Source organism: Sphingomonas melonis DAPP-PG 224 (assembly GCF_000379045.1).
GTDB classification, from domain to species: Bacteria; Pseudomonadota; Alphaproteobacteria; order Sphingomonadales; family Sphingomonadaceae; genus Sphingomonas; species Sphingomonas aquatilis.
Genome location: NZ_KB900605.1, coordinates 3,809,882 through 3,820,534, shown reverse-complemented (window position 1 = coordinate 3,820,534; position 10,653 = coordinate 3,809,882). Strand labels below are relative to the sequence as shown.

The following is a 10,653-nucleotide window of genomic DNA, read 5'->3' as shown; positions in this document are numbered from 1 at the left end:
GAAGCCACCGCCTGCGATCTCGATCGGCTCGCCAAATCCTATCAGGACAACGCCGCGAGCCATGCCGGCCCGCCGCCCGACGCTGAACCGCCGGTCGCCGGGCGCGCCGAGGGCACGTCGCTCGTCGACATTCTCCACACGGTCCTGCTGACGCTGGGGATCGCGGCCGCGGTCGTCCTGGCAGCCCATGCCATCAAGGTGGTCCGCCACCATGTCCTCGGATCTGGCGGTCCGGTTGAGGCCGGTGCGGCGCGATGATCTATCAGGCTGATCTCGATCCTCAGGATGTCGAGCTTGCCGCGCTCTTTCGCGAGCACGCGGCGGACCTGCGCGCCATGATGGCCGACCTTCGAACAGCCTCCAATATGCTGGTACGACGCGACCAGTCGGAGGACGACGAACTCGCTACCCTCGACCGCATCCGGCACATCCTGACCGATCTGACCGACGGGCATGAGGAGCTTGCAGACGGGTTCGAAGCCGCGGCGCAGCTCTATGACGGCACCGTCATCGATCGTCTTGCTCTGGCAAGCGCCCCGACACCGCACGCGCGGCCCCCACTCCTGACAGGGGCGATCGGCGCGGGTCATGCCCTGCTCCTGCTTCTGGGGGCCGTCAGCGCGATCACGCTGGCGATCGCGGGCATCAAAGAACTGCGCCCCGCCCCCGCCGGCACGCCATACACCCTCACGGAGACCTTCAATGGGGATCGATGACCGCGACTATATGCGCGAGCGGTATCGCAAGCGTCAGGGTCTCGATCCCGGCGGGACGACGTGGAACGATCGCAAGGGTCGGCTCGAACTCTCGCGGTTCGGCTTCAGGAAGTCGGTGCCGCTCGGCAGTGCGAGCTGGATCTCGGGCGGCAGCAAAGCGTCCTGGTTCGAGACGATCAACCGTGGGCACGATTACCAGCGCGGTCGCTGGCGGCCTGCGCGCGTAAACACCGACCGCACGATCGTCATCCTTCTCTCCACCGTCATGCTCGGCTCGACCGTGATGCTCGGCGTCATTAACCGTGAAAGGCTCGGCACGCACGCAGCCGCCATCATCGCGCGCTGGACGCGCCCCGCCTTTCCGGCGTCGGGATCGGTCAGCGTTTCGCCGAAGCTCGACCTCAAAAGCGTGAAAAGCAGCCTGACGCTCCAGGGTTCCGGCAACAACACGGTGGTCCAGCTGGTCGATGCCGGTACGGGCGAACACAGATTGTCGGTCCATATCCGTGCACGCGACCGCATCACCGTGCCCGCACCTGTCGGCCGCTACCGTATACGCTTCATCCATGGCCGCGAATGGACAGGGGCCGCCGGCCTGTTCGGCAAGGACACCATTCGCGACGAGGTTGTCGGAGCCATGGTCTTCAATCCCCGCGCGGGTCACGTCCTCGACCTTCGCCTTGGACCCGACAGCAACCTCGCGGTGCGACGGCTCGCGCCGACCGGCGGGCAACCCGCCAAGGCACCGATACGGGAGAAGCGGATATGAGCATCCTGTCCGGTATCACCGTCCTTGGGGGAGACGATCTGTCGATCCCCACGGACCTCCTGCTGGCGCATGTCCGTCACGCGCGTCGGGGACACCGCCTGGTCATCCTCGATCGCAACGACACGATCGCCAAACGCGTCTCCTGCAAGGGCGACGCCCACATCGACCTCGCGCTTGGGAATTACGATTTCCACGACGATCACCGCTCCTCGGACGATTGCGAGGCAGCCGCCGCTGCGATGCTCTCCAGCCATTGTGACCCGGAGATACTGGCAGCACGCCCGATCCTCGCCGACACGCTGTACCGCTACGGGTCGCTGGATGATGCCGCCGGTGTCCTGCGCGCGCTCGGCCACGCCGATGTCCGCAGCAGCCTCCCCCATCGCTCCGATGATGAAGCAGCAGCCGCACAGCAGACCTGGGCCATCCTGAAGACCCTGCGCGAGCTTGCCGACGACCTGATCGTGGCGCCCGACTATTGCCGATCGATGTCGGTACGCCGGTGGCTCGCGCTTCCGCCGACAGCCATCCTCTTCGTGTCGTATCACAGATCCTACAACGTGCTGGGTCGCGCACTCCACGCCCGGCTCTTCGCAAAGCAGCTGCACTGGCACGACGTCTGCAAACTCGCTTTCATCGATCGAATCGAGGACGATGACGACGGTGACGATGCCAGGGATCAGCTATTCCTGCCATTGCCCGCGAACCCGAACCGCACCCTGACGATCGATCTCGACGAACCTGACGCTCATCCGGCAGCACCAGCGCATCGCCAGCCTGCCACGATCATCCCGTTTGCCCGCGCCGTACCCGGCCGTGACGAGGCGGCTGAAACCGCTCTCGACGAGGATGCCATCGGCTTCATCGAGACGAGCCTCGATGAGGCATTGTTCGGATCACCCCGGCTTTCCAGCACACCGGAAGCCGATATCATCCGGGACGATGACCCGGCTCCGCCTGCCGGACACGATGAACGCCATGGCAGCGATCCCGCCTTACTGGCACTCACCGAGCGCGTGGCGGCGCTCGAAGCGCGTGGTCCGGTTCACGGTGCATCGAGCACGGACGATGCCGGATATGCCGGCGACATCGGGCGATCGGCGCGGTCGGTCGAATATGATGACGCAGGAAGTGTTATTAGACCTGACGTTCGTGCTTCCAGAAGGAGATGGCTCGGCATCCAGCGCACCATCCTCATCGGGGGCGTGATCTCGACTGCCGGCATAGGCTGGATCGTTTACAACGAGCCTGCCCCCACTCCCCGCCAGATAGCGACCGAGACCGAGTGGGTAGCACAGGCGGAAGAACGCCTGTCTGCCACCCACGATGATCCGATCCCCGACGTGCCGGAAAACCGGGACAAGCCGTTCGGATCATGGCAGAATAGACCGGCGCCGCGGCTCGGGGGAGCAGGCGGCGCGGCTGACACGGCACCACCGGGGGGTTGAGCCGATGGAACGGATCATCGCCATCTACGTCGCGATCGGGGCGCTGATCGTGCTCGCGCGTCTGGCTTTCGGGTCTATCGGCGGCAATCTGTTCGGCCCGCCGCGTCCCGTCGCCAGACGCTTCCTCACCGGCCGCGAGGCAGCGATGCTCGCCCAGCTCGAACGCGCGCTGCCGCATTGCCGCATCCATGCCCAGGTCGCGATGGGCGCGCTGCTCAAGATCCCCGCGGTTGTCGGCCGCAAGCGCCACATCGGCGACCGAAACGCCTTTTCCCAGAAGATCGTCGACTTCGTCGTCGAGGAACGCGCCTCGGGGCGGATCCTCGCGCTCGTCGAGGTCGATGACTGGACCCACAATCCGCTGCGCGATGCGCGCCGCGACGCGATGACGGCCGGAGCCGGCTATCGCACCATCCGCATTCCCGGCTTCGTCCGACCCGTCTTTTCCGAGGTGCGCGATTCCGTCGCCGCGCTCCTCGCGCCACCAGGCGCACCCTTTGCCTGACGATACGACCATGAAGGAGACTGACATCATGCGTACCCTGATTACCGCTCTCGGCCTCATGGCCGTCATCGCCGCACCTGCAACTGCCCAAAAACTCGGCAAGGGTGGCACCGGCGTCGATGAGGCGTCGCAGGTGCCCCGCTGCCCCACCCCGCTAGGCACGATCGCACTGGTGAGCAGCCCCCACCGGGTGGTCCGGGTTGTTAGTTAGTGCATTGTCGTCTCCGCCGCCATTGCCGGTCGGAGGTGGAGCGAAGCGGAACCGGAGGCCGGCAATGGCGGTGTCGCCGCTTCTGGTGCGGGTGGGCGGTAGCCCAAGCTGCTGTGCGGCCGGACGGTGTTGTAGTGGCATCGCCACGCCTCGATCAGCACTCTTGCCTCGGCGAGGCTATAGAAGATCTCGCCGTTGAGCAGTTCGTCACGCAGCGAGCCGTTGAAGCTCTCGTTGTAGCCGTTCTCCCACGGCGAGCCTGGCGCGATGTAGAGCGTCTTCACGCCAACCTGCCCAAGCCATTTCTGAACCGCGGTAGCGATGAACTCGCTGCCGTTATCCGACCTGATGTGCGCGGGCGGACCCCGCGCGATGAACAGGTCGGCAAGCGCCGCCAGCACGTCTTCGTGGCGGAGCTGGCGCGCGACGATCAGCGCCAGGCACTCCCTGCTGGCCTCGTCGATGATGGTGAGGATGCGGAACTTGCGCCCGTCGTGCGTGCGCGCTTCGACGAAGTCGTACGCCCAGACATGCCCCGGATACTCCGGTCGTAGCCGAATACACGAGCCATCGTTCAACCACAGGCGACCACGTTTCGGCTGCCGCTGGGGCACCTTCAGCCCCTCGCGTCGCCAGATCCGCTCCACCCGTTTGTGGTTCACAAACCATCCCGCCGCATGCAGCAGCGCTGTCACCCGGCGGTAGCCGTAGCGCCCGTACTGCTTGGCCAGCGCGACGATGTCGTCGGTCAGTGCCTGCTCGTCATCTGCCCCGCACGGCACCTTGCGCTGTGTCGACCGGTGCTGCCCAAGCACGCGGCACACGCGCCGCTCGGATACGTCCAGCACCTCTTTCACCTGGTCGATGCAGCGCCGGCGTCGCGCGGGGCTCAGAAGTTTCCCCGTGCAGCCTCCTGCAGGATCAGCTTGTCCAGTGTCAGGTCGGAGATCGCGCGGCGCAGCCGCAGGTTCTCCTTCTCCAGATCCTTCATCCGGCGAGCCTGATCCGTCTTCAGCCCACCGTATTCCTTGCGCCAGCGGTAGTAGGTCTGCTCGCTGACCGCGATCCGCCGACATGCCTCGGCGGTCGTGCCACCCTGGCCCAGCACGATCTCCACTTCACGCAGCTTCCCGATGATCTCCTCGGGCTTGTGCTTCTTGGCAGGCATTCGTCGTCCCTTCCTTGATCCAGACTGTCATAGTCGATGGACCACTCAGAAGGGGGCAGCTCACCAAGCCGACGCCGTGGATTGAGCACAGCGCCTTTAGGCGCCCCATGTCGTCCTCGCCGGTTGTGTTCGGAACAACGATGTAGCTCTTGTGGCTGAACAAGCGGTACGCAACGGCCTGACCGAAGGCGACCACGGGTTGGTTGGGATCAATCTTGATTTCGGCCGACACGATTTGCGGCTCGAATTTCAGCATGTCCTGAGTGCGCGGCTTCAGCACCCCGATCACGTCCGGGGTTCCCCACTTGCCTTTCAGCACGCTGCCGCCAAGTGCGACCGCGGCGTTCACCTCTTCCGCGACCTCCACCAACCAATCAGCAAAGCTTTGGTAGAAGTCGGCTTCAACATACGTCACGAGCGTGTGGTCAGCAGTTTCGACCTTTATGGGCGTCTGCGCCACCGCCTCGTCTTGCGCAATCGCAGCACTGTCTCCGGCGTCGCCAAGCGCAGCCAGGCGGTAGGTGCCTTTCGCGATCTTCTCAATGCGGTCGTCCGACTTAAGCAAATTGTGGACGCCGCCGTGAATGCTGTTCGGCGGCGTTTCGGGGCTTGCTTGCACAATGGCTTTCAGTAGCTCGCTCCACCGAATGCCGCGGGGAGCATCCTGCAGCACCGCAATTGCCTGCTCCTGAATCTGCTTCCGGTTCAGCTTCGCCATCAATCCCCCTTGCCCGGATTTCCTGAGCCGGCGATCTATAGTTGCGGCCCTCGCCGCTAAGTGCAAGCCTTGCTCTGCCAATGGAAGAGACGATGACCCGATCCACCGAATGCGAACTTTGGGCAAACGGCTTGTGGCAGCCGATCGGTATCGACCTTGCGGTTACGATGCCGCGAAGTCGTCGTATGCGTTGCGTTGAGTGCGGCGGCGGTGTCCGGCCACATCGGATTGGAGCAACGGGGCAGGGCGCTCACTTCGAGCACCACGAGCGGCATAAGGGCTGCTCGAAGGGCGACTGTTTCGATGGCGACCAGAGGCCGCATCAACGACCACTCCGCTGACGCTGCTGCAGGTATAGCGCAGGTCGACTTTTTGGCTTTTCCCAAGCCAAAGCGCTTACGCTACGAAACGGCTGATTAGGGGCCTCGCCTCCCACTGGGAAGCGGCTGGGTCACTAAGCAAGGCAGGGCCGGAGGTCATACTAAGACACTGCAAAACAACGTTTTATCACTTTGCTTGAGCGGCCTTCGTAATGCGGGAGTCACAGGTTCGAGTCCTGTAAGCGGCACCATTTTTCCGAAAATCGTTGTAAAACAACCGTCCAAGCGACGGTTTCGTGCTGTTTGTCGCACACGAGTGCTGCAAAACGCCCCTTTCGACGAAGGGCTAAGTCTTTCGACCGTTCCCGAAATGAGAGCGCAAAGATGCACGTTCATGACGTCGAAGCACCATCGCCTTCTGCTTCCGCCCGGGTTTGGACAGCGACGATACCGCGCGGAATGACCGCCGGGTCTCGGTCGCATACGGGCCCGTTGCGGTCGTCAGCGCGCCATCGGCATCGTCCCGATCGGTTCAACCGACTGAAATCGCGGCCGCGTGCCGGACCGTAATGGCAGCTTGTCCGTTCAGCGCTCCTGACGTTGCACTGCTTGATGGATATCGCCGACCATGCCCGACCATTCCGCATCGCCCATATTGCAGCCCGTCCAGATCGGGGACCTGTCGCTTCGCAACCGCATTGTCATGGCGCCGTTGACGCGGAGCCGTTCGAACGACGACGGGATTCCGCCCGACTTCGCCGCCGACTATTACGCGCAGCGCGCTGACGCGGGGATCATCATAAGCGAGGCGACCAACGTCTCCCCTCAGGCAGTCGGCTATGCGCTGACGCCGGGCATCTGGAACGACCAGCAGATCGAGGCATGGCGCCCGATCGTGCAGGCTGTCCATGATCGGGGCGGCGTCATGTTTCTGCAGTTGTGGCATACGGGCCGCATCTCGCACCCCGACCTACAGGGCGGAGAGCCGCCGGTGGCGCCATCGGCCATCAAGCCGGTCGGACAGGCGTTCACCAAGGACGGGATGAAGGACCACGTCACGCCGCGCGCGCTCGAAACGGATGAGATCCCCGGCATCGTCGAGGATTATCGCCGCGCCGCCGCCAACGCCAAGGCGGCCGGCTTCGACGGGGTCGAAGTCCATTCGGCGAACAATTATCTGCTCGAACAGTTCGTCCGCGATAGCACTAACCAGCGAACCGACCGCTATGGCGGGTCGATCGAGAACCGTTTGCGCTTCCCGCTTGAGGTCGTCGACGCGGTCGTCGGCGTTTGGGGCGCGGGTCGTGTCGGCATCCGCTTGTCGCCGGCGACGACGATGCCCGGCGAAACCCCGCTCGACAGCACGGTGATGGAAACCTTCGGCATCTATGTTGATGCGCTGTCGCAGCGCGGCCTGCTGTATATCCACGATATCGAGGGCGTGACGCAGCAGACCCGGGACGCGGACGGCGTCGATTTCGCCGCTTTGCGCAAGCGCTTCGAGGGGGCGTACATCGCGAACAACCAGTATACGCTGGAGCTGGCCGAGGAAGTTCTCGCGCGCGGCGATGCCGACCTGTTCAGCATGGGGCGGCCGTTCATCGCCAACCCCGACCTCATCGATCGCCTGCGCACGGGCGCGCCGCTTGCGGAGGCGCCAAAGGACTATTGGTACGGCGGCGGATCGGTCGGCTATTCGGACTGGCCGACAATGCGCGGAAACCCGGATCGCGGCTGAGCCAGCCGTGCCTAGGACCCCGTCGTAGGATTGGGTACACGCCGTGGGTGAACGAGGCTAAGGTGTGGCGGCCGTAGGCGCGGGTGGTCGAAGATCGACCGCCGCTCCGACGGTCGTCGGAACTCCAAAAGCGGCACCGGAGTGTCCGAATGTGGATTAGCGCGGGCAGCCGGCGCCAGCCTTCTCGATCAACTCCGATCGAGCCGTTCGCAAATCCCGCCCGTCACGCTCGGTCGGCTGGACGCCGGAGCCCAGTCCCCGCCACAGCGCCGCGTTGAAGGCCACGGTGTCGAGATGATCCTCGGTGCGGAAATCCTGCCCGCGCATCGCCTCTGCCCACCAAGCTGAGCTGGGGTGGTCGCACCGACCGGTCGTTGCCGCGATCCGGGGAGCGAAGCGATCGGCGGGGATCGGAAGCTGCGTCGTACGCAGCACGTCGGCCGCGTCGGCGCGATACGTCCAGAGCGTTTGGGCGGGGTCGAACAGGTCGGCCATCGGCGCCGCCAGCCCGTCGTTGAGCCCCAGCGGCTTCAGCCCCAGCACCGCCTCGATCGTGCGCAGGACGTTGACCGTCGTATAGCGGGTCGAGACGACCGCGCCCTGCCGGACGTAGGGCCCGGCCACGAACGCGAACGATCGGCGCGCATCGACATGGTCGGCACCGTTCTGGGCATCGTCCTCAATGACGAACACCAAAGTCGAGCCGGCGACGCGGCTGTTGGCGATCGCCTCGACGACCATGCCGAGCGCGTAATCATTGTCGGCCATTTCCGTTTCGACGGTGTTCACCCCGTCGATCGCCTCCTTGAAGTCGCCGAAGTGATCGTGGCTGAGGCGCAGCAGCGTCAGGGCAGGGACCTTGCCGGCCGCATCGGCGGCGTCGAACTCGCGCCGCCATTCCAGCATGCGCCAATAATCGGGGAGTTTTTGGTCGAAGCCGCGGAAATAGGGATCGCTGCGCTTCGCCAGCAGCCGGTCGCCGGGCGTGTAGATGCGCGTGCCCGTCTTCCACGGTTCGCGGATCACCGGTATCGCGCCGGGCGCGCCGGCATCGTAGACCGAGGCGTCGGAAAAGCCGTAGTTGCGCACCGAAAGGCCCGCGCGGATCGCCTGATCCCACAGGAAGCCCTGGTTCCTGTCATCGTCGTCATCGCCATCGGGCGCGGTTAACAGGGCAGAGCCGGCGAGCAGATCGGGATCCTTCGACAGCGCCGGGTTCGTCGCCTGACGCTCGGCCGGGGTCTGCTGCGCGTAGACGAAGCGGTCTGCCTCCTCCGCTTCATAGGCGAGGCCGCGCTGCGCATAGTTCACGGGTGCCGTCTTTTCGAGCAGGTCGGGCGTGCGCGCCGCGGTCGACCAGGTCCAGCCGGTGCTCGACTGCTCTCCCGAATCGTAGAAATTGTCGAGCGTCGCGAACTGGCGCGCGAGGCGGTGGTGGTTGGGCGACAGCGCCCGGCCGAGGATGGCGAGATGCGGATCGCCGTTGCCGACCTCCAAGTCGCCCAGCACCTGGTCGTAGGTGCGGTTTTCCTTGATGATGAAGACGACGTGGCTGACACGCGCCCGGATCGCCGCCATGTTCGCCTCGGCGGCCGCGCGGGCGGCGGCCCCGGGGAGGCCGATATTGTCGGCGACCTGAAGCGTCGTCGTGGCCAGCGCCTTGTCGTCCGGCAGCGGGAATTCCAGCATCCCCGCTTTTTCCAGCTGGTAGATATATTGGTTCGCCGCGCCGCAGGCATTGGGCTGACCGCGATAGATGGCGAGTTTTGGCGCGCAGCCCTGCGGGTTGGGGCCGGGCGGGCTCTTGCGGTTGACGACGAAGACGCGCTTGCCATCGGCCGATGTCGCCACCGCGCTGGGATACCAGCCGGTCGGCACAAGCCCCGTGACGGTCCCGCCGGTGGCGCTCGGGGCGACGATGGCGACGGCATTGATCCCGCCCAGTGTCACGAGCAATCGCCCGTCGCGTAGCTGGGCAAGGCCGTTGGGGTTGAGTCCCTTGCCGATCGCGGGCGCGGCCAGCGCGTCCGGCAAAGTCAGGCGCGGCTCCGCAACCAAGCGCGCCTGGACAGTATCGATCACTGCAAGCCGGTCGCCATTGTCCTCGGTGGCGAACAATCGGTGATTGCGGGCATCGGCCAGCAGGGCGGTGGGCTCGCCGATCGTCGCGATCCGGCCGGTGATCCGGATTCCCGACCGCGTCGGCGTCAGCGCGACAATCTGCCGATCGCGGGGCGACGACACCCAGGCATGGCCGGCATCGGTCCATGCGATCGCAAAGGGATACTCGCCGCCCGGAATGCCGCTCTGCGCCGGGTCGATCTTTCCGGGACGCAGGTCCTGCTCGGCGATGACCGTACCGCGATCCAGGTCGAGCAAGCTCACCGAGTCATTGTAATAGTTGGCGACGAGTCCGTAATGCCCATCCGGGCTGACCGCGACGCCCGCCGCCTGCGGCTTGACCCCGGCACCGAGGCCGGCGGTGTGGCCGAGCCTGATCGTCGCGGTTTCGACATACCGCCCGCCTGACCATCCGAACACATGGACGTTGTCGTCGACGCCGCCACCGACGATGAACCCGCGTCCATCCGGGCGCCATGCGATGCCGCCATAGCTGTTGGGGACGGTCAGCGTCTGTACCCGCCGGCTGCCATGCCCATCGATCGCGTAGCGGAAAATGTATTGAACGGACTGCGACGCGACGACCTTCCCGTCGGGCCCGTTGAAGCGGTTGAAGCCGCTGGTCAGCACCAGCATTTCGCGCCCGTCCGGACGGCGCGCGATCGCCGCCGCACCATCGACGACATAGGTGGGGTCAGGACCGGTGCGCGCGACCAGCGGCTCGAACCGCGCGCCCGGCGCTGCGGTAGGGGTGAGGCGCTGGCCGGTCGGCAAGGGTTGCCCCGCCCGGTCCTGCGCAGCGCAGGGGGCGGACAACAGGATCGCGAAGGCGGATAGATATGGGCGCATGGTGATCTCCGAGATCGGTGACCATAAGACTGGAATGTGACGTCTTGTCATTCACGCCGCAACGACAGTCCTTCATCGCGTCGAAAACAA

10 protein-coding genes are annotated in these 10,653 nt (G+C 65.2%); 7 read left to right on the top strand and 3 right to left on the bottom strand.

Features of this window, described 5'->3' with window-relative positions:
• The 6 genes from SPHME3_RS21460 to SPHME3_RS0118420 all read left to right on the top strand — a co-directional run.
• Positions 1 to 258 (top strand): hypothetical protein (locus SPHME3_RS21460; RefSeq protein ID WP_026189129.1); only part of this gene is annotated, 258 nt, incomplete at its 5' end.
• Positions 255 to 716, top strand: a complete 462-nt coding sequence (locus SPHME3_RS0118440; protein ID WP_018251145.1) for a hypothetical protein — start codon at positions 255 to 257, stop codon at positions 714 to 716. The genes SPHME3_RS21460 and SPHME3_RS0118440, both read left to right, overlap by 4 nt.
• Positions 703 to 1,485 carry a hypothetical protein gene (locus SPHME3_RS0118435; RefSeq protein ID WP_018251144.1) on the top strand — a complete coding sequence of 261 codons (783 nt, stop codon included), beginning with the start codon at positions 703 to 705 and terminating at the stop codon, positions 1,483 to 1,485. Before SPHME3_RS0118440 ends, SPHME3_RS0118435 begins: the two co-directional genes overlap by 14 nt.
• Positions 1,482 to 2,933 carry a hypothetical protein gene (locus SPHME3_RS0118430; RefSeq protein WP_018251143.1) on the top strand — a complete coding sequence of 484 codons (1,452 nt, stop codon included), beginning with the start codon at positions 1,482 to 1,484 and terminating at the stop codon, positions 2,931 to 2,933. The genes SPHME3_RS0118435 and SPHME3_RS0118430 overlap by 4 nt, the downstream gene beginning before the upstream one ends.
• Positions 2,934 to 2,937: 4 nt before the next feature.
• Complete coding sequence (locus SPHME3_RS0118425; RefSeq protein WP_018251142.1) at positions 2,938 to 3,438, top strand: DUF2726 domain-containing protein; 501 nt, start codon at positions 2,938 to 2,940, stop codon at positions 3,436 to 3,438.
• Between the two features lie 28 nt (positions 3,439 to 3,466).
• Positions 3,467 to 3,649: a hypothetical protein gene (locus tag SPHME3_RS0118420; protein WP_172436172.1), complete on the top strand. Its 183-nt coding sequence runs from the start codon at positions 3,467 to 3,469 to the stop codon at positions 3,647 to 3,649.
• Here the strand turns inward: SPHME3_RS0118420 and SPHME3_RS0118415 are convergent.
• A protein-coding gene (locus SPHME3_RS0118415; protein ID WP_156002604.1) for an IS3 family transposase occupies positions 3,646 to 4,817 on the bottom strand; the annotation gives its coding sequence in 2 pieces (ribosomal slippage) (positions 3,646 to 4,553 and positions 4,553 to 4,817; 1,173 coding nt in all). The two genes, SPHME3_RS0118420 and SPHME3_RS0118415, sit on opposite strands and share 4 nt — an antisense overlap.
• Positions 4,768 to 5,535 carry a hypothetical protein gene (locus tag SPHME3_RS0118405; RefSeq protein WP_018251140.1) on the bottom strand — a complete coding sequence of 256 codons (768 nt, stop codon included), beginning with the start codon at positions 5,533 to 5,535 and terminating at the stop codon, positions 4,768 to 4,770. The genes SPHME3_RS0118415 and SPHME3_RS0118405 overlap by 50 nt, the downstream gene beginning before the upstream one ends.
• Before the next feature lie 948 nt (positions 5,536 to 6,483).
• On the opposite strand from SPHME3_RS0118405, the gene SPHME3_RS0118395 reads away from it, so the two are divergent.
• The gene (locus SPHME3_RS0118395) at positions 6,484 to 7,593 is read left to right on the top strand and encodes an alkene reductase (protein WP_017977860.1); all 1,110 of its coding nucleotides are present in this window, start codon (positions 6,484 to 6,486) and stop codon (positions 7,591 to 7,593) included.
• Positions 7,594 to 7,749: 156 nt separating this feature from the next.
• Here SPHME3_RS0118395 and SPHME3_RS0118390 read toward each other — a convergent pair whose 3' ends face one another.
• Positions 7,750 to 10,563 (bottom strand): bifunctional YncE family protein/alkaline phosphatase family protein, encoded by a 2,814-nt coding sequence (locus SPHME3_RS0118390; RefSeq protein ID WP_017977861.1) that lies wholly within the window; start codon positions 10,561 to 10,563, stop codon positions 7,750 to 7,752.
• Positions 10,564 to 10,653 lie beyond the last annotated feature (90 nt).

Excerpts from the sequence above, each read along its gene's own strand:
- SPHME3_RS0118405 (WP_018251140.1), bottom strand. The coding sequence starts at position 5,535 with ATGGCGAAGCTGAACCGGAAGCAGATTCAGGAGCAGGCAATTGCGGTG.
- SPHME3_RS0118430 (WP_018251143.1), top strand. The coding sequence starts at position 1,482 with ATGAGCATCCTGTCCGGTATCACCGTCCTTGGGGGAGACGATCTGTCG.
- SPHME3_RS0118420 (WP_172436172.1), top strand. The coding sequence starts at position 3,467 with ATGCGTACCCTGATTACCGCTCTCGGCCTCATGGCCGTCATCGCCGCA.
- SPHME3_RS0118395 (WP_017977860.1), top strand. The coding sequence starts at position 6,484 with ATGCCCGACCATTCCGCATCGCCCATATTGCAGCCCGTCCAGATCGGG.
- SPHME3_RS0118435 (WP_018251144.1), top strand. The coding sequence starts at position 703 with ATGGGGATCGATGACCGCGACTATATGCGCGAGCGGTATCGCAAGCGT.
- SPHME3_RS0118390 (WP_017977861.1), bottom strand. The coding sequence starts at position 10,563 with ATGCGCCCATATCTATCCGCCTTCGCGATCCTGTTGTCCGCCCCCTGC.
- SPHME3_RS0118425 (WP_018251142.1), top strand. The coding sequence starts at position 2,938 with ATGGAACGGATCATCGCCATCTACGTCGCGATCGGGGCGCTGATCGTG.
- SPHME3_RS0118440 (WP_018251145.1), top strand. The coding sequence starts at position 255 with ATGATCTATCAGGCTGATCTCGATCCTCAGGATGTCGAGCTTGCCGCG.